Source organism: Nitrosomonas limosa (genome assembly GCF_054188085.1).
Window position 1 is genome coordinate 1069296 of record NZ_CM135180.1, and the last position, 22946, is coordinate 1092241.

At 45.8% G+C, this 22946-nt stretch carries 21 protein-coding genes and 1 pseudogene; 5 read left to right on the forward strand and 17 right to left on the reverse strand.

What is annotated here, in order from left to right:
* Positions 1–238: 238 nt before the first annotated feature.
* The 3 genes and pseudogenes from ACV7NC_RS04770 to ACV7NC_RS04780 all read left to right on the forward strand — a co-directional run bounded on the left by ACV7NC_RS04770 (position 239) and on the right by ACV7NC_RS04780 (position 4726).
* On the forward strand, positions 239–1636 hold the full coding sequence (locus ACV7NC_RS04770; protein ID WP_458154334.1) for a hypothetical protein: 1398 nt from the start codon (positions 239–241) through the stop codon (positions 1634–1636).
* Between the two features lie 119 nt (positions 1637–1755).
* A pseudogene (locus ACV7NC_RS04775) lies at positions 1756–3157 on the forward strand (IS5 family transposase).
* A gap of 123 nt (positions 3158–3280) precedes the next feature.
* On the forward strand, positions 3281–4726 hold the full coding sequence (locus ACV7NC_RS04780) for an IS5 family transposase (RefSeq protein WP_458152483.1): 1446 nt from the start codon (positions 3281–3283) through the stop codon (positions 4724–4726).
* Between the two features lie 200 nt (positions 4727–4926).
* Here ACV7NC_RS04780 and ACV7NC_RS04785 read toward each other — a convergent pair whose 3' ends face one another.
* From ACV7NC_RS04785 to ccmA, 10 genes are all read right to left on the reverse strand, one after another.
* Positions 4927–5382, reverse strand: a complete 456-nt coding sequence (locus ACV7NC_RS04785) for a peroxiredoxin (RefSeq protein WP_458154335.1) — start codon at positions 5380–5382, stop codon at positions 4927–4929.
* A gap of 5 nt (positions 5383–5387) precedes the next feature.
* Positions 5388–6746, reverse strand: a complete 1359-nt coding sequence (gene ccmI, locus ACV7NC_RS04790; RefSeq protein WP_458154336.1) for a c-type cytochrome biogenesis protein CcmI — start codon at positions 6744–6746, stop codon at positions 5388–5390.
* Positions 6743–7252: a cytochrome c-type biogenesis protein gene (locus ACV7NC_RS04795; protein ID WP_458154338.1), complete on the reverse strand. Its 510-nt coding sequence runs from the start codon at positions 7250–7252 to the stop codon at positions 6743–6745. The genes ccmI and ACV7NC_RS04795 overlap by 4 nt, the downstream gene beginning before the upstream one ends.
* Before the next feature lie 27 nt (positions 7253–7279).
* On the reverse strand, positions 7280–7810 hold the full coding sequence (locus ACV7NC_RS04800; RefSeq protein ID WP_458154339.1) for a DsbE family thiol:disulfide interchange protein: 531 nt from the start codon (positions 7808–7810) through the stop codon (positions 7280–7282).
* Positions 7807–9861, reverse strand: a complete 2055-nt coding sequence (locus tag ACV7NC_RS04805) for a heme lyase CcmF/NrfE family subunit (RefSeq protein WP_458154340.1) — start codon at positions 9859–9861, stop codon at positions 7807–7809. The genes ACV7NC_RS04800 and ACV7NC_RS04805 overlap by 4 nt, the downstream gene beginning before the upstream one ends.
* Positions 9862–9932: 71 nt before the next feature.
* Positions 9933–10382, reverse strand: a complete 450-nt coding sequence (gene ccmE / locus ACV7NC_RS04810; protein WP_458154341.1) for a cytochrome c maturation protein CcmE — start codon at positions 10380–10382, stop codon at positions 9933–9935.
* Positions 10366–10563, reverse strand: coding sequence for a heme exporter protein CcmD (gene ccmD, locus ACV7NC_RS04815; RefSeq protein WP_458154342.1), 198 nt, complete (start codon positions 10561–10563; stop codon positions 10366–10368). Before ccmD ends, ccmE begins: the two co-directional genes overlap by 17 nt.
* Positions 10563–11306, reverse strand: coding sequence for a heme ABC transporter permease CcmC (gene ccmC / locus ACV7NC_RS04820; protein WP_458154839.1), 744 nt, complete (start codon positions 11304–11306; stop codon positions 10563–10565). Before ccmC ends, ccmD begins: the two co-directional genes overlap by 1 nt.
* Before the next feature lie 231 nt (positions 11307–11537).
* A complete protein-coding gene (gene ccmB / locus ACV7NC_RS04825) occupies positions 11538–12197 on the reverse strand; it encodes a heme exporter protein CcmB (protein WP_458154343.1) in 660 nt (219 codons plus the stop codon).
* Between the two features lie 7 nt (positions 12198–12204).
* Positions 12205–12819: a cytochrome c biogenesis heme-transporting ATPase CcmA gene (gene ccmA / locus ACV7NC_RS04830; protein WP_458154841.1), complete on the reverse strand. Its 615-nt coding sequence runs from the start codon at positions 12817–12819 to the stop codon at positions 12205–12207.
* Between the two features lie 165 nt (positions 12820–12984).
* On the opposite strand from ccmA, the gene ACV7NC_RS04835 reads away from it, so the two are divergent.
* Together ACV7NC_RS04835 and ACV7NC_RS04840 are read left to right on the forward strand one after the other, a co-directional pair.
* Positions 12985–15432, forward strand: coding sequence for a sensor histidine kinase (locus tag ACV7NC_RS04835; RefSeq protein WP_458154344.1), 2448 nt, complete (start codon positions 12985–12987; stop codon positions 15430–15432).
* Between the two features lie 12 nt (positions 15433–15444).
* A complete protein-coding gene (locus ACV7NC_RS04840) occupies positions 15445–16092 on the forward strand; it encodes a response regulator (protein ID WP_458154345.1) in 648 nt (215 codons plus the stop codon).
* 233 nt (positions 16093–16325) lie between these two features.
* Here ACV7NC_RS04840 and ACV7NC_RS04845 read toward each other — a convergent pair whose 3' ends face one another.
* From ACV7NC_RS04845 to ACV7NC_RS04875, 7 genes are all read right to left on the reverse strand, one after another.
* The gene (locus ACV7NC_RS04845; protein WP_458154346.1) at positions 16326–17231 is read right to left on the reverse strand and encodes an FAD:protein FMN transferase; all 906 of its coding nucleotides are present in this window, start codon (positions 17229–17231) and stop codon (positions 16326–16328) included.
* Between the two features lie 50 nt (positions 17232–17281).
* Positions 17282–20005 (reverse strand): DUF3570 domain-containing protein, encoded by a 2724-nt coding sequence (locus ACV7NC_RS04850; RefSeq protein WP_458154347.1) that lies wholly within the window; start codon positions 20003–20005, stop codon positions 17282–17284.
* Between the two features lie 38 nt (positions 20006–20043).
* On the reverse strand, positions 20044–20289 hold the full coding sequence (locus ACV7NC_RS04855; protein WP_458154349.1) for a DUF4266 domain-containing protein: 246 nt from the start codon (positions 20287–20289) through the stop codon (positions 20044–20046).
* Between the two features lie 7 nt (positions 20290–20296).
* Positions 20297–20797: a TlpA disulfide reductase family protein gene (locus ACV7NC_RS04860; RefSeq protein ID WP_458154351.1), complete on the reverse strand. Its 501-nt coding sequence runs from the start codon at positions 20795–20797 to the stop codon at positions 20297–20299.
* Between the two features lie 56 nt (positions 20798–20853).
* Positions 20854–21312: a hypothetical protein gene (locus tag ACV7NC_RS04865; protein ID WP_458154352.1), complete on the reverse strand. Its 459-nt coding sequence runs from the start codon at positions 21310–21312 to the stop codon at positions 20854–20856.
* A gap of 20 nt (positions 21313–21332) precedes the next feature.
* The gene (locus ACV7NC_RS04870; RefSeq protein ID WP_458154353.1) at positions 21333–21791 is read right to left on the reverse strand and encodes a hypothetical protein; all 459 of its coding nucleotides are present in this window, start codon (positions 21789–21791) and stop codon (positions 21333–21335) included.
* A gap of 147 nt (positions 21792–21938) precedes the next feature.
* Entirely contained in the window at positions 21939–22724 is a 786-nt protein-coding gene (locus ACV7NC_RS04875) for a hypothetical protein (RefSeq protein ID WP_458154354.1), read from the reverse strand.
* Positions 22725–22946 lie beyond the last annotated feature (222 nt).

A 22946-nucleotide genomic window follows, 5' to 3' on the forward strand; every position in this document is an offset into this window, starting at 1 on the left:
CCTAATCATCCATTGTGATGAATAGAATCTATCGCTTAATGCGAATCCTAGCACATTAAATTTTCCAGAATCTCATGTTGCAGTGCTTGATTCATGATTTTCTTGAGAGAGTTTAATTCATTGAATTACAATTATTTTCAAGCAATCACCTACCCTTGATACACATCAAATACGTCTTGGTTAATATAATTTAGTATTGAGCATAGTCCTCAATTTCTTAATTTTGCGGGAGGCGCCAGTGTTCAATTTAAGTTTTTTGTCCGGATTGGCTCGATTTGCCAACGTCCCTGCATTCCTCCCATACAAACTGCTGTGCTTTATCCTGTTGAGTTCAATGGCGATGAGCGTGCAATCCGAATGCCTGCCGGTCAGCAACTGGTCTAACACCGACGCCACTGCACTTGGAGGCGATCCGCTGGGATTTATGACCGTTGATAACACGCCGCGTTTGCAATTGCTGAATGGTATAAATACCAGCGTTCCGGTTACCTGGTTCGGTTCACCGGCCATCCATCCCGATGCCAATTGGTCAGTGCGGGTGAACATCGCGTCTTACCCGAGCAAAACGAGTGCCGTTACCGATTTTAATAATCCAATCCGATTGAATTCATTTTCAGAAACAACGACAGCGCGTTATTTATTAAAAGAAACCGATCGATGGTTGTTTGGCACGTTCAGGACCAGTGCGCAAACAGCGCTCTTCAATTTTAAAGGCTATGCTCTATATGAAGGAAATATTATCGAAATCACTGGTGGAACCGCACCTGGCAACGAAACCGGTAAAGATGTCGCGATTGAAATTTTTCTGAACCTTATCGCAAAAGCAAAGACTTTGATTAACAATAAATGCGGAATTTCGGAGGGCAATGAATCACCGACCATTCAATTCTTCAATGATAACGACACACCCTTTATCTCGGGTGCGGTTAACAACCCGATCGTCACTTGGGGTATCGTATTTGAAGATAGGGATGGTATCTCGGATATCGATTTTGCGACGCTAAAAATCGAGAAGAAATTAATCGATCAAGACTATGAAGATGTATCAGGGGTCTTCATGGTCAAATTCATGGAGCTGCTCAATAACGGCAACGTCACTATGGAACGTACAGACACCCGTTTATCCGTCACATTTAACACCAGCTATCAGCAGCTGCGCGAGCTGATTTTCGAAGCCGATGGCCCCCCCTATCCTTATGGTTATGCCTACGAAATGAAATTTACGGTCAGTGACACAAAAGGTGGCTCAGGCGTGGCTGTGGCACCTCTCTGGCTTGGCCGATCTCCCGTTATTTGGTTTTCGCTTAAGGGCGATTCCCCGTTTAGTACGGAAGATAAATACATTCTGGAGATTTATGACTGGGACAGAAAGGCCGATCTCCACTGGGACACATTCAAGATGACGTTAGACGGAATCGACTTTACCGGTCTATTTTTAGACCGGGTAACGAAGTACATGACACTTTCAATCATAAAGCTGGAACCCACAGACCTTGGCCTAAATGTTATTTTTGATTTTGATTCTAAGGAACTGCTCTGCGAATTCTTTTTCGGCGCGTCCGGTAAATTGGGCTTTCATATCACCGATTACCACGGCTATTCCGATAGTTTCGAGTACTCATTGAATTGTAAATAGTCGGTCCTGAAATATTCCTAAGCACTTGATATTAGTTATAAATACACTGTTCATTAGTGATCATAACGACCTGGAATGTTAAAATAGTGCTGTATTTCTGGTCGAAATGGTGATTAAAAATGCTAAGAAATAGCAGTACGATTCATCAACCGAATCTGTTTGGAACAGATTTACTGATGCAGCTTGATCCCGGTGATCCATTGCTGAAGCTTGCATCAGCGATACCGTGGCAAGGATTTGAGGAATCATTTTCGGTTCATTACACAGCAGCGACAGGAGCACCGAGTAAGCCGATCCGTTTGATGGTTGGGTTATTGATTCTAAAACAGTTAGAGAATTTGAGTGACGAATCGATAGTACTGCAGTGGAAGCGTAATCCTTATTACCAGGCTTTTTGCGGCATGAAAGAGTTCCAGCAGAAGTTGCCTTGTCATAGCACGGAGCTGGTACATTTTCGTAAGCGCATAGGCGCGGAAGGCGTAGAGCGGATTTTCCGGATGAGCGTTGGTTTGCATGGGGAATCGGCGCTGGAAGACGTCATTCATATTGACACGACCGTGCATGAGAAGAACATCACGTACCCAACGGATAGCAAACTGGCGATCAAAATTATCAATCGCCTCAACAAGATTGCCAAATCCCATGGTATTTTACAGCGGCGTACTTTTGTCAAAGAAGTGAAGTCACTGCGCCTGGATATCCGGCACTACCGGCATGTGAAGAAAAGAGCGAAAGCGAAACGAGCGTTGAAGCGACTCAGAACCATTGCAGGTATTCTGATGCGGGAGCTCAGGAGAGAACTGCCGCAATACTGTTTGTTTGAATGCTACCAAAAGGATTTTCTACGGTATGAGGGAGTATTACGGCAGCAACAAAACGATAAAAACAAGATCTACTCATTGCACGAACCGCAAGTGTACTGTGTCGCCAAGGGAAAAGACCACAAACAATATGAATACGGCAGCAAGGCATCGATAGCCAGTACCGCAAAAGGCAATCTGATTGTCGGGGTTGTCAGTCACGAACAGAATCTGCATGACAGCCATACATTACCGGAGATATTGCGACATGTTGAGATTTCGCGAGGGAAAGCTGCCAGGCAGGCCGTATGCGATCGCGGCTACCGCGGCAAACGTGAAGTCAATGGAACCCAGATCATTTTGCCCGGAAAGGCGCTCAAGAAGGATACCCGGTACCAGAAAGACAGGAAGCGAAAACAGTGCAGGAGGCGCGCCGCGATTGAACCCATTATCGGTCACCTGAAGTCGGATTATCGAATGGCAAGGAACTATCTGAAAGGCGCTGTCGGTGATCGCATCAACCTGCTGATGGCTGCTTGCGCCTGGAATCTGAAACAATGGCTGCTGGCCATTTTTTGGCTCTTTTTCCCGTGGCGAGAACGGATTCCTTGATGGAAATTTAAACTACAAGGGTATGCATTTTGATAGGTAGCCGTTTCCTCGGGCGGCTTTTCCAGATCAACAACTGTTGTCTGATACTTTTTCAGGGGCGACTAAATAGTCAGTCCTGCAAAACACTTGGAGACCCTATAAATATTGGAATTCATGCGAATTAGCAAACGCTGAAATCCCTGGGAAATTATAATATAGGCATCAAAACCTGAGGGAATTAGAGGAAATTTAAATGCCGACTGATGATTTTTTTCGTGCACGTCTCGACCAGATGATCGATCTGCACCATCCCTTGGCGGTATTGGCAAATCGACTACCGTGGCCCGCTATTGAAGCAGCCCTTGCACCAGCTTTCGAGCGCAAGAATCGTCAAGGCCGCATGGTAGAGTTCAGCGATATTTTCGGTACAACGTTAGCGACTGCGGGCACAGGAGTGAGTGCTGCGGGCCGGCCTCGTTTGCCCATCCGGTTGATGGCTTCCTTGCTGTATCTGAAGCACGCATTCAATCTGAGTGATGAAGAACTGGTGATTCGCTGGTCCGAGAATGTGGTCTGGCAGTATTTCAGCGGGCAGGCGTACTACACACCGAAGCTGCCCTGTGATGCTACTCAGATAGGCCGCTTTCGCACCGCGATTGGTGAGTCCGGTGTCGAAAAGCTGCTGCAAGCAACCATTGACGCAGCTGTGCGAGCGAAGGTGGTCAAACCGGCTGAATTCGAACGTGTCATCGTCGATACGACAGTACAGGAAAAAGCGATTGCGCATCCGGTGGATAGTCGCTTGCTGGAAATTGCGCGCAGCAAAATCGTACAGGCGGCCAAACGAAGCGGCATCACCTTGAAGCAGAGTTACGCCAAGGAAGGCAAGGAATTGCGCCGCATGCGCAAAGCCGTTAAACGCCAACGCACGATCCTTGGTATCGTGCTGCGAGAGATCAATCGGAAACTGGCGACGGCAGAACTGGAGTGCTCCGCATCGTTCCAACATCTGAACACGCTGCTGGAGCGAGTACAGCGGATTCACCAGCAGCAACCGAAAGACAAAAACAAACTCTACGCACTGCATGCCCCGGAAGTCGAATGTATCGGCAAGGGCAAGGCGCGCAAGCCTTACGAGTTCGGCGTTAAAGCCAGCATTGCGATCACGCACAAGAACGGCCTGATGGTCGGTGCAAAAACCTTCCCCGGCAATCCCTACGATGGCCATATCCTTCATAAGCAACTCACACAGACACAGACGTTACTCGAAAACGCAGGATCAACGCCGAAGAAGGTCATTGTCGATCTCGGATTTCGAGGCGTGGATACCGACAACCCGGACGTGAACATCATCCATCGTGGCAAGTACAAGTCACTCACAATGCCGCAGCGGCGCTGGCTCAAACGTCGTCAGGCCGTGGAACCTGCGATTGGGCATTTAAAGTCGAATCACCGAATGGACCGCTGCTGGTTGCAGGGCAAGTTGGGAGATGCGCTCCATGCTGTGTTGTGTGCGGCGGGATACAACCTGCGCTGGCTGATGAGGGCAGTACTCCGCTTGGGGCTAAAAGGTATTTTGTTGCCCTTTGCCTTGCTGCAGTTGATCAACCGCTTCCGCGCAAAACAACCATATATGGGCGAAGCTTTCTTGTATACAAAGCTACCACCACGGTCATGTGAATTTTGCAGGGCCGACTAAATAATCTAGAAGCGTGGAATACCAGCACTTTCCTGGACTATCGCTGATAAGAAGCACCTTAACCCACTGAATCACCTCATCACACGACAGGTTCTTGAATTTAAAGTTATGCTTCCCTAAGATACCTCCAGGCAATTGCTTGATGAGCATCGGAAATATTGATAGGGAGTTTTACTTGAATCCGCTTTCGTTTCAATCCGCTATGTTATAGAAGCCAGAACTTTTAGGACATGCCCGGGTACTTTAACGGCGCGCCACTCTTTTCTTAAAACTCCCTGAGCATCGATAATGAATGTACTGCGCTCAATCCCACGAACTTGTTTACCGTACATATTTTTCATCTTCATGACATCAAACAAATTACAGACAATTTCATCGCTGTCACTTAATAGTTCGAAAGGAAATTGCATTTTGGTTTTAAAACTTTCGTGTGATTTGATGCTATCGCGTGAAATGCCAACAATCACAGAATTTTTTTGATTAAAAGCTTCCCAATTGTCCCGGAAGTCTTGTCCCTCGGTTGTACATCCAGGAGTATCATCTTTAGGATAAAAATAAATGATGACATTCTTACCCAGATAATCAGACAAGTTGAAATCTCCCCCGCTTGTCGAGGGTAAGGTAAAGTTTTCAACGCTCTGGCCAATTTTTACCATCGTGATTACGGAATCTGAGTATCTATGACTATTGCAATGTTATTGTAGCCCAGCTGAACGGGTTCACTAAACCCCTGAAGATCGCCACTTGAAGGAACAGCCTGGCCGGATTTTGAAATTCTCGCTTCTATTATGACTTCAGGAAAACTCGACATCCGCATGGCAGGCGTCATTGCCATATCGTCTGTCAAAGTAAATGTTGCTGGTAGGTCACTCGCTTTAAGACGAAGAATCGCAAGCGGCATTTTGGGTCCGGTTTTGGCGCGAGCAAAAATGAACAGCGTATCGTTTGGCGAAGCTTTTGCAGCCAATTCAGATCGTATTGTTACCTGACCGGATACAGAAACCGAGCCTGACGATGCTGCTTTGTTTGTTGCTTCGTTGTTGTCAGCAATTTTGTCTGGTTGAGCAGTGACAACATCTTTTTGTTCTACCTTCTCAACCGGTTGTTCTGATTGCTCATGCGCTCCTGCTTTTCCACCAAGAGAGAGCAGCTTGGCTTCAGCGATACTATCTTTAACAGATTTAGCTAGCGGAGAATCCGGAGGAATGGTTGTTAACAACTTTTCCCAATATCCAGATGCGTCCTGATATTTTTCCTGTTCAAATTCGGCATGACCAGCCAATGCCAGTGCTGGGGGAAACAGCGGATCAATTTTTAGCGCTTCATGGAGCAGTTCAGTTGGCTTCCCTGCTAAAGTGCCTTGATTTTTTAGTGCCAAGGCCCGAGCATAATCGCTCAGTATTTGAGGGTTATTAGGAACCAGTTCGTTTAATTTAGCGAAGGTGCTGCTTGCTTCATTATAGCGTTCCATTGCTGTATAGGTACGCGCTAGCATCACCCAACCTTCAATATCTTCAGGATTACTGCTTAACCTAGCTATAAGATTCTCCAATGCAGCGGAAAAATCATGCCCGCCCATCTCGGAAGGACCATTGCCACCTCCACCGCGATTCATATTAGTTACGCTGGCAAGCTGAGCCTGCGGTAACAATCCACGAGTATCGCCAATGTTTAAATACAAATACACAGCTGCTAAGGGGAATCCAAGCGCAATAAAGATTGAAACGAGTATATTTTGATATTTTTTGTTTTTTTGAGGAATAAGTTTTTCTTGTTCAACAACGTCCTGTAACATTCGCTGCTGCAGCTCAAGCTTGCTTTTATCGTATTGCTCTTGGCTTAAAATATCGTTCTGTAAATCCCTATCGAGTTCGGCAATTTGATCCCGGTATACCGTAATATTAACAGCATCATGCTCAATATCTCTTGCGAGGTTCTTTTTATTTCTTAATAGCGTTGGGATAACGAACAACAACGCTGTAACAATAAAAATTCCAGAAATAGTCCAGAAAGCAGTCATTCGTCTTTACCTTTATTATCTTCTTTTAGCAGTGCTTCCGCTTTCTCACGTTGTTCTTGTGACAGTGATATTTCTTCAATTTGAACTCGACGTCGTCTCAAATAAAATACTAATGAGCCGAGGCTGATCAAAAAAAGTATGACCGGACCAAACCATAATAATATTGTGGTCGGCTTCATGGGAGGATTGTAAAGAATAAAATCTCCATATCGATCGACCAGAAATTGGATTATCTCGTCATCGGTTTTATTGGCTTTGATTTGTTCACGGATTTCACGTCGGATGTCGTTTGAAAATTCAGCGCGTGAATCTGAAATGGGTTCGTTTTGACAAACTAAGCATCGCAAATCCATCGTGAGTGCCAGCATGCGCTTTTCAATTTCCGGATCTTCCGCAACGGGTATAGCTTCCTTTGCCCAGCTGACGAATGGAGTCAAAAAAATTATCAAAAACAACAAAAAAACAAAGCTTTTTGTTATTAACTTGCAAGGTACATAATGTGTCATTGTTAAAACAATTCCTTCTCAAATTATTTATACTTGATTTTGCAATTCTTTTATGAGAGGAAGGATTGTTTTTTCCAAAGAATCGACAGTTACAGGGCCAATGTGTTTGTGTCTAATAATTCCTTTCTTATCGATTACATAAGTTTCTGGAACGCCATAAACACCGTAATCAATCCCTACTTTGCCATCGGAATCAACAATACTGATCTGATAAGGATCGCCGTAGCGTTTTAACCATTGCAACGCAGTATCACGGTCATCCTTATAATTCAAACCATAAATCGGCACAATACCAACATTGGCCAACTGCACCAATAGCGGATGCTCATCACGACAGGCGACACACCAGGAAGCCCAGACATTCAACATCCAGACCTTCCCAAGATTATCATCGGATGACATGACTTTAGCGGAATCATGAAGCTGATTGAGTTGAAATTTTGGTGCTGGTTTATCTATCAGCGGCGATGGCACTTGCCGCGGATTTAATGTTAGACCAATCATCAAAAAAACCGCCAGCACCATAAACGCAAACAGCGGAATCAAATAACGCATCATACTTTGCTTGACTCCGTTACCAGACTGACTTTACTTGCAGACGGTACAGCAACAGATGAACCTTCTTCTACTGATTTTTCAGCTTCTTCATCTTTAGTGGCCACCTGATTCTTTTTAGTTATTTTCAGACGATAACGCCGGTCTGTAATGGAAGTAACTCCTCCAATTGCCATTAACAAACATCCAAGCCATATCCAATCGACAAATGGCTTATGATAAGCGCGGACAACCCAGGCTCCATTCGTAAGCGGTTCACCCAAGGCAACATACAGATCCCGGAATAATCCTGTGTCAATCGCTGCTTCAGTCATGGCCATACCGGATGCATTATAAGTACGTTTTTCGGGATACAAGTTGCGGATAAATTGATCGTTTTTGATAACAGCGATATCCCCGCGTACTGCCTTATAGTTGGGACCCACAACATCACTGGTACCGTTGAACTGGAAGGTATAACCCCCAACTGTTACTTTACTTCCAATCTCCATCCGCACATCTTTTTCAGTCTCGTAACCATTGACCAATGTCACGCCAATAATAAATACCGCAACCCCTAAATGCGCCAGGTGCATTCCATAAAAACTCCGCGATTGCTTCACTAATCTAACTAGTAAGTTACCTTCACTGCTATTGCTGACCCGGTGTTTGATACTTACAAATATACAAACAATAATCCAAAACGCTAACAATAACCCGAAGCTGATCATTGGCTTCCATTCACCCATAAAGTAGGGAGCGGTCAATGCAGAAACAACACTCACCGCAAATGCCCAACGTAAACGCACAGCCAAAGTCGGCAGACTCATTTGCTTCCATCTTGAAATGGGACCGACACCAATGAGAAATATTGCGGGCGCCATGACCGGAACAAAAACAGCTTCAAAATAAGGAGGCCCCACCGATAATTTACCCAAACCAAGCGCATCGATAATGAGCGGATATAGCGTTCCCAAAAATACACTGGCCGCGGCAACCAATAACAATATGTTATTTGTCAACAGCATTGATTCCCGGGACAGCAAGTCGAATTTACCGCCCAAGCCGACTTTAGGAGCGCGCCAGGCGAACAGTACCAGTGAGCAGCTAACCACAATAACCAGGAAAGCCAGAATAAAAATGCCGCGTGCTGGATCAGTAGCAAATGCATGCACAGATGTCAACACGCCCGAGCGCACCAAGAAGGTCCCTAATAAGCTAAGCGCAAACGCACTGATAGCTAACAAAACCGTCCAGCTTTTGAAACTTCCGCGCTTTTCTGTTACCGCCAATGAATGAACCAAGGCAGTCCCGACTAACCATGGCATAAATGAAGCATTTTCAACCGGATCCCAGAACCACCAACCGCCCCAACCCAGTTCATAATAAGCCCACCAGCTTCCCAGCATGATACCAAATGTCAAAAACACCCAAGCTACAATCGTCCAAGGACGAGACCATCTAGCCCATGCAGCATCTAATTTCCCACTTAATAGAGCTGCGATCGCAAACGCAAATGCAATTGAAAAGCCGACATATCCCATATATAACATGGGTGGATGAACCACCATGCCAACATCCTGCAGTAGAGGATTCAAATCACTTCCTTCAAGTGCTGCGGGCAACAAACGATCAAAAGGATTGGATGTAAATAACATAAATACATAAAAACCAATCGCAACAAGCCCTAGCACCCCAAGTACTCGCGCCACTACTTCATCCGGCAATTGCTTGCTGAAAATACTGACGGCAACAGACCAGCTGGCCAACATTAACACCCAAAGCAATAAAGAACCTTCGTGCGACCCCCAAGTAGCCGCAATCCTGAAATGAAGTGGTAATTCCGTATTTGAATTCTTCGCGACATTCAATACTGAAAAGTCACTGCTAACAAATGAATAAGCCAAGCATAAGAACGCAATCAAAACGAACACAAATTGCCCTTGCACAACGGGTCTGGCGAGAGCAATCCAGGAAGGAATGCCTCGTGTCGCACCAATTAAAGGAAGTGTTCCTTGTATAGTGGCTAACAAAAGAGCGAGAATTAATGAAAAGTTACCTATTTCTGGAATCATGATTTTGTACCAATTGAAAATCTTTCAGGATTAAAAAATAAATTTCCAAAGGCTTAGCTACCTTGAAAAAATTATTGCATGAGAGATGCTTTTTGAGCTTTAGCTGCTTTTTCTAAAGCTTCAGCAGCTTCAGGGGGCATATAGTTCTCATCATGTTTTGCGAGAACTTCATCTGCAAGAAATACACCTTGATCCGATATTTTCCCTTGTGCAACGACTCCCTTACCTTCCTTAAACAGATCGGGCAAAATTCCGGTGTACACGACCGGTATTGTTTCCGCAGTATCGGTAATTGCAAAATGCACCGTTGTTGAACCATCTTCGCGTTTCACACTGCCATCCGCAACCAGACCACCGATACGAAAACTTTTACCTATTGGCGCTTCCTTAGCAACAACTTGTGTCGGGCTGAAGAAAAAGACCAAGTTACTTTGGAATGCATTTAATACTAAAACTGCTGAAAATCCCAATGCAGTTACACTAGAGGCGATAATTACAAGCTTTTTATGACGGGGTTTCATTTTTAGTCTCTGTTATATTTAAGTCGTGAATGTGACCATATTGTTTTTCCAAAGTTCTACGCCGATTTGAAATTAACAATACCTCGGCAACGATACAAACAAATGTCACCGCATAGGAACCCCAGACATACAATCCGTACCCACCCATTGAAAAAAATTCCGACCAGCTTGACCAATTCATTAAATTGCTCCCTTCTTTTGCAGTTCCATTACCCAAGCTGAATGGCCTTCTCTCTCCAGGATAATTACGCGCACTCTCTTTAATATGACTGCAATGGAATACATCCAGCTTGCAAGCACCATAATCAACATCCCGGTTAACATCGTTGTTGCCATCGCAGGCGCTTGATTGATACTGACCGATGCTCCTTGATGCAGGGTGTTCCACCATTGAACCGAGAAATAAATAATTGGAATATTAACCACACCGACAATCGCAATGATCGCACCTGCTTTATCAGCCCGACGCGGATCGTCAATTGCCGCTTGCAGAGACATGAAACCAATATATAGAAAAAACAGGATCAATTCTGAAGTTAATCGAGCGTCCCATACCCACCACGTGCCCCACATGGGTTTACCCCACAAAGCACCCGTCCATAGTGCAAGGAAAGTGAACATGGCACCGGTGGGTGCGATTGCAGTCGCAAACATGGAAGACAGTCGCGTGTTAAAAGCCAAGCCTATTGCAGCCCAGAAAGCCATTACCACATATAGAAACATTGACATCCAAGCAGCCGGAACATGGATAAATATAATCCGATAAGCTTCACCTTGCTGAAAATCTGTCGGTGCCACAAAAAAACCGATATAAAGCCCCGCTACTAAAAAAATCACCGCAGCTATGACAAATATTGGGATCATTTTTCCCGCAAGCGTATAAAAACTGGCAGGAGACGAATATTTGAACCAATTAATCGCCATTTTATATATTAACAACCTTCATAATAAATTTTAATGATGTCTATTACTTACCCGATTTGTGCAGCGGCTAATTCTATACCAAAAAGTAAAAATCAAAAATTGCTTTCTTTACTTACAAACATCGCAACAAAGCAAATGATCAAGAAAAAATACTGCAAAAAATGAAGAATGCATACCGAATAAGAACACAAATCTCTGGCAAGTCAATCAATCGAATTGATCGTTTTCACGCTATTCTAAAGAAACACGTAGCGACGAAGCCGCCGCCCAGGGGGCAAAAACAAGTGATGCCAACAGGAACGCACCGATTAACGAAAGGTGCGCATCAAATGCAATACCCGCCATGTTAGCTTCAACTGCACCCGCTCCAAAAATCAAGATTGGAATATACAAAGGCAGCACCAGAAGAGATACCAATACACCGCCGCCTCTCAATCCAAGCGTTAATGCCGCGCCGATGGCCCCTATCAAACTTAGCACAGGCGTTCCCAGCAATAAAGCTCCTGTTAATACCAGCAATGCATCAACCGGTAAATCATATTGAATACCCAGCACAGGTGCCATCAGCACGAGCGGAACACCTGACACCAGCCAATGCGCAAATGCTTTACCAAGCACAAGAATTGACAAAGATTGTGGGGATAACAGCATTTGCTCCAATGTACCATCCAAGTAATCGTTAGAGAACATTCTGCCAAGCGATAGCATAGATGCCAACAAAGCTGCTACCCACACAACACCGGGGGCCATTGTCCGGAGCAAATTCATCTCCGGTCCGACACTGAGCGGAAATAAGCTCACTACAATTATGAAGAAAAATAGCGTTACGAACACATCGGATTGCCGCCGTACCGCCAACAATAGGTCACGCTTAATGATCCAAATAAACATATAATTACTAAGCCAGATGCAATTGCATTTTAGAAGAAGCCTCGATATCGATTTCCTGATGAGTCGTCATCACTACAACGCCACCCTGCTGCAAATGCCGCTCCAATATTTCTTTTATTAACTGAACAGCTGTTACATCCAATGCAACCAGCGGTTCGTCCAAAATCCATAAAGTAGTTTTACAAACCAGCAAGCGCGCCAATGCTACGCGCCGCCGCTGGCCTTGCGATAACACTTTAACCGGCAAATTATTTCTGCCACCTAATCCCAGAAAAGCAAGCGCTTCCGCAGCTTGTGAAATACTGATTTCAACTCCCGCCAAAACGCTTGCTATGCGCAAATTCTCATTGACAGTAAGATCATCTTTCGTACCGCTTAGATGTCCGATATAAGTCATATCTGCAAAAAATTCATTTTCCAGCGTTCGAATGGGCGCATTACGCCAGAGAATCTCACCTGCGGCCGGATTGGATAACCCGCAAAGCATCCGGAGCAAACTGGTTTTACCGCTGCCATTAGGACCACTGACTTGCATTAGGCAACCTGCTTCAACAGAAAAATTTATATCCCTAAACAACTCACGGTCCCCGCGAACACAAGCGAGGTTAATCCCTTGCAACATGATTTTATCAGTCAACGAAATAAAAGATTATTATACCGTATCGATGCTGCGCATAGCACTGAAGATCAAGAAGCTGTTTGCCAAATCGCTAATTAATGGCTTTATTTTTTCACTTAGCGTAATGTATGAAACCATTGATTAAGACCGGAACATCAGGGAGGAATCTTGCTATTCATTCGCGATAACCGCAAGATCAGTATTATTGGCGGCTTATTATTGCTGGGACTTACGCTCACGACAGGCATCGCAGTTTATAGCGCGATGCGGCAGCAAATTGAATCGGTGCTAGGCCGTGGATTGAGCGTTGCCTTACAAGGCAAAGCATTGTTGATCGAAAATCAAATCCAAAAAGGACTTGAGAATACTCATGCATTGACACTTCGGCCATTCCTGATCCAATCTATCCAACAGCTTAATGCGCAGTCAAAAAATAGCCAGGCATCACACGATCTTGAACGCAATGTTAATGCACTGCCCGAAGCCGGTTTCTCCGCAGTCTCGGTACATGATCAGCATGGCAACGTACTATCACAAGTTGGCCGTTTTTCCGAGCGGCATATCCAATCCATTCCGCTCAATAAGTTTCCAAACACCAACATCATCTGGGATGAGCAGTTCATTTTACGCACCACAATGGATTTCTTTGATCAGGAAAAACAGCGGATCGGCAGTATTACTACCGAAATAAAATTACCGCAACTAACCCGAAGATTCAGTGAGATAAGATCCATCGGAAAAACCGGTGAATTTATTTTATGCGCTCCTCCAGTACCTGGTAAACGTGAAATGGCCTGTTTGATCAGCCAGATCGATGGTGTAAATTTTGCATATTTAATGCATAGCACCGAAGCCGGCACGCTACCCATCAGCCTTGCCTTCGATGGGAAAAGCGGTGTTATTGCAGTTCAGGATTACCGTAATGTACCTGTTATCGAAGCCTATGCACCATTGCGCCAGATCGGTCTCGGCATGATCTTAAAACTGGATGAGGAAGAATTATTTAAACCCATCAATGAACAGCTAAAAATTATCATTCTTTATCTTGCCGGACTGATTATCGCTGAAATTCTGTTGTTGAATTGGTTTGTTCAGAAGTTGATCAAGTCCGAGCGCGAGGCACGAAACGCCAAAGAGATCGCCGAGCAAATTTCACTTGAACTCAGCCAGAAAGAGATAGAGCTTCGCGAACGCCTGAAAGAAATAACTTGTCTCTATGAGATTCGGCGCGCTTTCACGCTGGATTTATCGGAAGAAAAGGTTTGTCAGCAGATTATCGAACATCTGATCCCGGCCATGCAATATCCGGAACATACGGCTATCATCATCGAGCTAAATGGCAAACGAATTGTTTCGCATGCTCAGACTCAAAATTTCACTCAAGGATTAGAATCGAAAATTTGGGTCATCGGTAAAGTATGCGGTCAACTGACTGTTTTATCCTCGAATGACAAACCAGTATTCCATCAGGAAGAACAAAAATTAATCGACGCCATTACCACCGACCTTTCCAGATGGCTGGAACGAAAACAGGTGGACGAATTATTGCGCGAACGCCTGAAAGAGATCACATGCCTGTATGAAATACGCCGGGGTATCGGAATGGAGTCTTCGATTGATAATGTTTGTCATAGCATTTTTGAACACTTGATCCCTGCTTTGCAATTCCCGGAAATTGCGAGCGCTGTGATCGAGCTTGATGGCTGGCGATTTTTCTCTGGAACTTTTGATCAGGCAACGCACCGGCAATTTCCGGCAAAAACTAAAATTGTCAGTAGAAAACAGGGTTCTTGGCGCGCAGAGCGGGACCCCGCTTGTACCTGCTGGTCCTCAATCACTGTCAATGGCAACATTCGCGGTCAATTGCGAGTATTCTATCCGGGCGACAAACCTTTTCTCATGCTGGAAGAGCAAAAACTCGTCAACGCGATTGCCAATGATCTGGAAAGCTGGCTTGAACGCAAACGACTGGAACAAGCGATCGTGCTGATCGCTGAAGAACAGTCACATACCATCGGACAAGAATTGCATGACAATCTTGGTCAACAAATCGCCGCAATCAGTTATCAAGCAAGAGCCTTGGAAAAACAGATTGCAACCATCGGAAATTTGAACATGGCGGAGGTTGCTGCAACCATTGCTGCGCAGGCGCAGATCTCAGTCATTCAAATTAAACAGCTCGCGCAAGGATTGCTGCCGTTTGAATTAGAAACCAACGGCTTGATCTCCGCGCTGCAGAAACTTGCAAACCGGATCTCCACAACCTATGGAATCATATGCAATTTCACAAGTCAAAATGATCCCAATGTTAATGATGAAATTATCGCGCTTAATCTCTATCGGATTGCGCAAGAAGCGACCAATAACGCAATTCGCCACGGGAAAGCGCAACATATCGAAATATCATTAACGCTTGATGGCGGCGTACTAAGGCTGTCAATTGCGGACGACGGCAGCGGCTTCCCGGTAGAGAATCTCACCCCCGATGCAATTTCGACCTCAGGGATGGGAATAAAAATCATGCAATATCGAGCAAGACAATTGGGCGCTAAGCTGGACTTCCTTTCTCGCACCGGAGGCGGCACGGAAGTTCGTTTGGAAATGCAAATAGGATAATCAACCACGTCTATGAAAGCAAAAGTAATGTTAGTCGATGACCATGCCATGCTCCGTCACGGTATGGCGATGATGATCAATATGGAACCGGATCTCGAAGTATTTGCCGAAGCCGGCGATGGCGATGAGGCGATGCGGATACTCAAGAAGTCCGGACCTGCGGATATTGTTCTGTTGGATGTCACGCTTAAAACCGTTTCCGGCTTTGAAGTGATTAAAAGCATGCATGCTTTGATCCCGGCACTTCCTGTGCTTTTCGTATCGATGCACGATGAATCGGTATACGCGGAACGTGCATTACGTGCCGGAGCGCGTGGCTACGTAATGAAACAAGAACCGGGTGAAATATTGCTGACCGCTATCCGTGAAGTTCTTAAAGGAAACATTTACTTAAGCAAAAACATGCAGGAAAAACTGCTAAAGAAAATTGCATCCGGCGGCTCCGAGCCCGAGCAACTGATCAATTCGCTGACTCCGAGCGAATTTGAAGTGCTTCATTTGATCGGACAAGGACATAGCAGTCAAGAAATCGCAAAATTACTGTGCCGCAGTATAAAAACGATAGAAACGCACCGTTTTAACATTCGCACCAAACTAAATTTAAAGGATGGCGCGGATCTAATCCGTTATGCAACACGCTGGGTTTCAGAAGAACATTAAAATTTACATAAAACTGCGACCGGTTTAGCAGGCCGTTGAAAAACGTTTTCGAGGCAGCCGATACAAGGCAAAAACAGGCGAAAAAGCGCAGTTTATGCGGTATAAATGAGCATTTTGAGCTTGTTTTTAACACCGTAGCGGCAACGCAGATAGTTTTTCAACGGCCTGTCAGGAGTGATAGTCTGCTTATATATCATGCTCGAAGCGATTCCGATATTCTGAATCGAAGCTTTTTATTCCATCAAAGAACCACCCGATTCTCCCGACACGTTCACCCATAAGTGCGGTAAACCAAGCGCTTGTAACCAAGCAGGTCCTTCTTCCTCCTTCAGCATACCAATGGTCGATGCGCTGCCGGCAACCACACAAAACTCTCCAATAACGCTCACTGCTGCCATATAACGTACCGGCCAACCGGTTTTAGGATTGAGCACATGACCGTAGCGGATACCATTGAGCGTAATACACCGTTCATAGTCGCCGCTACTCGCCAGTGCACCGGAATGCAGCAATAGCGTTTGTAAAATACTGCCGGGGCTGCGCGGATGCCGTATGGCAACACGCCAAGGTGTACCGTCCACATGCGGACCGATTACTTTAATGTCTCCACCCAGATTCACAATACCGTGACGAATGCCGATTTCATGGCACAGCGAAGCCGCACGATCGACCGCGTATTCCTTGACGACACCGCCAAAATCGATTTCCATTCCGGGGACAGTAAATGATAACAACGGCCGCCGCCAAACAACTTTATTCCAGCCCACCGAGTTCAATAGCGCTTGAATAGCTTGCGGCTCCGGTATTTTTCCGGACTTAAAATTCCAAACGCGCCGCAGAATTCCCGAAGTGACATCAAACAAACCATCGCTTTGCTGGTAACAGGTCGATGCATAATCCAGCAGCCCCGCAGTCTCATCGTCGGCCGAAAGCTCCCCGCCATTAGCGGCAATACGATTGATTGTGGATAAATAACTATCTTCCCGGTAACGGGAGTATTTTGCTTCCAGCCGGTAGACATCTCCCATTGCGATCTTGGCGGCATGCTGTGCAGCTTTATCATTGCGCGCATAAAACTGAATCGAGCATGGCGAACCCATTGCATGAAAGTCATAATGAAAATAATCGAGACGCGCCATGCAATTCCGGCTTCAAAGCTTCCTGAATGTGAAATGCTTCCTATCCTAACCTAAAACTGGTAACTCCAGGTTGCCGCCAATGCACCTTTGCGGTCCAGTTGGTACCCATTGAAATCGTTTCCAACCGGCTGTATCCACTCGAATCCGAAGCGATTACCGGCAAAACGTCCGCGCGGGATTACAGCATTTAAACCAAACCCGACATCCCAGAATTGTCCGCCATAATTGGCTGGAAAATCCATCGGGCCGATGCGAGCGTTAAACTGGTTGAAATCCCGGTGGATGGCATCTTGCCAGGTGTACGCACCTCGTACCGAAGCAGTCAGCCAACGGTTAACATCAAAACCACCCCAGGTGGTCGCTTGAATAACATCTCCCAAGCGGTAACCCGACTCATTCTGTTTCTCCATCCGTTTGACGCCACTGACTTGCGCGCCCCAAGACCAGCGATTGTATTCGCCAGCATACGTCAGGCTCGGCGTAAAATCCCAAGTGCCGCTACCCTGCTGCATGCCGAAATGAATCAATCCGCCGTCGATTCTGAACATGCGCCGCAGTTCGATATCCACCCGTCCAGTCGGTGCGCTGAATCCAAGATTGGCATGGACGCGATGACCGGGAATATCGAGCAGTTTAACCATCGATGAAAAGTAAGTATCTCCAATTGCGCCCGTTTCGTGACCGGCGATACCGCTGTGCTCATGCGTGCCCGGTACCGGAGGGGGGCGCCCAGTCAGTTGCCGCAGATTCATATCCATGGTCATAAACGTCGGCATCAGCATGACATTCAGCCACTTTGTCGGTGCATACATAAGATCGAGCATATGCATGCTCATGTTCATAAAGGTGGGAGCAAAACGGCATTGCGCGGTGTCGCTGCATCCTTGCGCAACGACCGTTTGGTCGCTCACTTTATGATCGCCATGCATCATGCTGCCGTTCGTCCAATTGTGCATATACCGGTACCCCGCCATAAAATCACCGGGCTTGTCGAGCATATGGCCGAACATGATGCCTGCCGGAGGAATCTTGTGATGATGCGTTGCTGAGTGATGCTGATGAGACGAGGAAGAAGCACCGGGTAACGGCAAATTCGAGGGTTCCATATCGAACTTGAGCGCCGCATTGGCCACATAATAATCAAAATCGGCAAAACTGTTATTGCCGCTGCCAATTTGCATCGAACTGGCGCGGGTATAGTATTCAAACCCTGCTTCCAGTGCGATACCCCTGCCGATCAGCTTGCTCAGCGTCACACCGCCGCTTAATGCGCCAAAACCGGCCAGCCGATGATCGCTGGAGAAATTATCGGGCAATTTATTGGCATCGAACGCAATCGTTCTAGGGATTGGATTCGCTGAAATGGCATCAACAGGATTGCCGTTCCGGTCAACCAGATTAAAGATTGAATCACCAAAATATCGCTGCGACGAATTATTTGCGTCCGTCCACACCTTCCGTCCTGATGCATCGAGTTCCTGCCGGGAATAATTCTGCAGTGAAAACAAGTAGGGGCGATAGAAACTCGCAGCATCTTGCGAGTAATAACGGATGCGTGGTGTCAGCATCCAGCCGCTGCCAAGAGGTTGCACCCAGTTTGCATCAAAGGTATGCGTGTTGATACCCCAATCGTCCGACGATACCCGGTACCCCAGATGCAATGCCGCATCGAACCGATTGATGTAGTGCACATACTTGGCATTGAAAGCAAATTGATTCCGTTCGTTAGGTCGTTGTTCCAGCAGCGCACGCACGTCTCCGGTGATCAATGATTTCTGATTATTATTCAAATCTGCAGTATCAACGAAAATCACCGTTGTCACTTTATAAGGATTTTCTAAATAGCCATCACTACGGGTATAACTGAAATTAGAGTCCAGCAGCGAGTTTTTAGTCAAAACTTGCGTCAAGCCCAGGTTGGCAATCCAATCATCGCGTTTTCCTCTCAATATCTCAGATCCATCGCGCCTTTCGATATGATCGGCAAAAGCATTTTTGGTAATGTAAGGTGAGGCGTCGTGATCCAGTATCGCCCGGACACCGCTGTCGGTATAACCCGCGCCATATTTGAAGGTTGTCAGCTTCTGATTGAAATCAACCCGCCCGTTGACGTTACCGAAACTTGATTGATAATCTCTTTCGCTGGAAAAACCGCCCGAAATACTGAGCGATGCTTCATTCCATTCACGGTTCAAGCCAAAATTAGCTTGATTGCGTGTTTCCGGAGATGCGGAAGACATTACCATCACCGATCGACTATCGATACCCAATGGTTGCCCGCTAAGCGGATCGCGCCGGATCGGATTCAAATCGTGATCCAGTAGCAGAAATTTGCTGTTAATCAAAGGAGAAGCTCCGACAATCACAGAGCCGGAATCGGTATTGCGGAAAATCGGATTATTGCTATTGGCTGCCAATGGAGCGATGGTTACCGGCGTTGCGCCGGACCAGGTATCTTGCGTATAACCGAAAGTGAAGCGGGTACGATCCGTAAGCGAGAAAATGCCGCTGCCATGCAAAACATCGGCAGTAATCGGTTTTAAACTTTGTGGAACGCCATACAGATTGCGTTCGCCTTCCTGATAGCGGCTGTATTGGAAATTAATCCGGTCCGGGCCGGCCGCATGTCCCGATGACATCAACAGACCCGGCAATACCAATGCGGCTGAAGTCAGTGCGTGTAGAGCGGTACTGCACGGCTTAGCTGATAGTGAATCAGGATGGGCGGATCGATAATGACTGGTTTGGTTTTTAGGTTTTTTTTTTCGCTGCAAATTGATTGCCTTTAAATCAATCTCGGCCCCTGTTCAATTCAATAACAACCACAACCACCTCCGCCTGAAGATGATTTATGACTGGGCGCCGCCTCGCGGCTACTGTAATTGTGGGCTTGTATCTCGCTTTGTAATGGAAATGGATCAATATCCATTTGAGGTTTCGCGAGAATACCACGCTCCCAAGGAGCGACGTGAACACAACCGGTTAATAAAACCAACGCTACAATGAATAAAATCAATAAAGGATTCTGAACGAAATTCTTTGCAACCATACGTAACATCGCAATACTAGGGATGTTCACTGGCCAATTGCGTTACTAGCGCACGTAACTCTTCGGTTTCTCCAGGGCGGAAACCTTGGTGCACATGACGAATATTCCCTTTCTTATCAATGATGAAAGAAGTTGGCATGGCCATCACTTCAAATACTTTAGCGCACTCTTTACTCGGATCGACAACTATCGAAAAGTTGGCCGGATACTTAGCGAGAAACTCTTGCGCATCTTTTACTTTTTCATCGAGATTAACGCCGATAACATGTACGTCCTGACCTTTCATCTCCTGCTCAAGTTGATTCAGAAACGCAAATGATTTGACGCAAGGCGGACACCAAGAGGCCCAGAAGTCCATATACACCACTTTTCCCTTCAGCTCTTGCAGTTCCAGTGCCGGCTTGCCATCGAGCGTGGTTAAGCCACAGGCAGCAGAAACCTGGTCTAAATGTTCTGCGAATAAGCTACTGCTACAAAATAACAATATCGCTGCCCACAAAAATTTTATTTTTCTCATTTTACGTTCCAATTATCCAGTTTAATGCATTATCGCAAAAATAGATTCTTTGATCATTACTCAAATTGCTGAACTGCTATATCCGTTCCGGTATGGGCATTGCTCGCTGTCATGCAATGATAGGAAACTGAAAATGACCGAGCCCCTGCTTTGGTTTTATTTACAAGCAATAAATAAGTGCCATTCCCACCCTGAACTTTAACTTCAGGACTGAAGTTCGCATCCCCCGAAATCGGATCAGTCGTGCTAATCGCTCGGTTACCTTTGATGATTTGCAGATTGACCAATAACCCATCTTGTGGCCGGGACAAATCTTTTACACTGGCCCTCAAATGATCCGCTGGACCATTGCCATTATCATAACAACTCACCAACGCATAACCCGTAAAGCCCTCCACTGAGCCACTAGGATCCATGACAGTCCCGGCATCATGCGCACTGCATAAACCGGCATAACCCACCAACATCGTGCAAAAAATTTTTGTTTTTATTTTCTTCAAGAAAGATTCAAACATAATTTGCACCCCTGCCATCATTACTCAAATTGATTAACCACGATATCCGTTCCGGTATGCAGATTATTCGCCGTCATGCAATGATACGAAACAGCAAACGACCGTGCTCCGGCTTTTGTTTTGTTGACCAGCAATAGATAGGTGCCATTTCCACCTCGCACTTTAACTTCAGGACTATAGCTGGCATCGCCCGAAACCGGATCAGTGGTGCTAATCGCACGGTTACCTTTGATAATCTGTAAATTAACCAGCAATTTGTCTTGAGGTGGCGATAAATCCTTGATGCTGGCGAGCAGATGATCCGCTGGACCGTTGCCGTCATCAGAGCACGTAACCAGCGCATAACCGGTAAAAGCCGCCACTGTCCCGTTCGGATCCATCGTTGCGCCGGCGTCATGCGCACTGCCTAAACCGGCGTAACCAAGCATCGCTGCAAAGATCATGCTCGCGAGTGTATTTTTTAAGAAAATGTGAAACATAATCAGAATCCTTGCATAATAACGCGACAATTATTGTTGCCGCCACAAAACAGTTTCTTTCAGTTGACTGCTCAGAAAAGGCAAGCGGATTCATCCATAAATGCAGATGAATCCGCCACCTTCACCACGTCAAAACAAAATTCTTCATCATTTTGGCCAAATCTGCGTGCTGTCTAATTTAATTCGCAAATCACGATTCAATTGCGCAGCCGAAGGCTTCACAAACACGTCCACGCCATCACCGCATGATGAAGGCAATGGTGCAATCGAGCGGGTAACTTTCAGGGTCGCTGGAGAATTATAGCCATGCAACCCTACGCCATCATAGATAGAGCCGACTGCAGGGGTCCATAACTGCACTGTCGCATTACTGAATCCACTCGGATCAGTAATTTCGCAAATATCCGCTATTGCAACCACAAAGGTCACACTTTTAGCGCAAGAAGTTGGTTCAATCACTACCCCTGCTGTTGTAAATGGAAATACTCCGCGATAACCCGCCTTTAATACTTTACCGCCACCTGTCCAGAACCCCAGCTTGTTGCCAAGAGAATCTTTAATATATTCCTGATGCGAAAAAACGCTGCTATCTTGAATAATTGTCACAGGACTGCCCCAATTGGTGACGAAATCCGACAAGGTGCCGGTATGCACAGTACCATCAACGGTTCCAGTGGTTATGATGGAATCCTTGCCATCTGGAAACACAACCACAGTGCCCAAGGTGTCGATTGTTGAAGCGCCGTCGGTGGTATTTTGACAGCCGTGCCCGATCACCACATCATTATAATTGCTGCCATGATTCGCTGCATTTTCCTGGATGACCGGTGTTTTCAAGCGGGTATGCGCATGCGCGGATTGCCAAGCACCGGTCAATCCAATGATTCCCATTAAAGCGATTGCACGATAATTCAAAATTGCTGACTTATACATCTACTGAGACTCCCTTTTCATTCTTAAGTATTAATTGTTAATTAAGCCTCACCCGGAAAAGCAGGAGGAATGGGCGAGGTTTTGAGAAATACACATCTTTAGCATTCACTACGTCCGCATACTGTAAAACCCGGTTAACTCATTACTTCATCATTAGCGATGACCAAAAGCTTACTGCCGCCGCTATTCATGCAATATAAGTACTAACAGCCGTTGATTCTT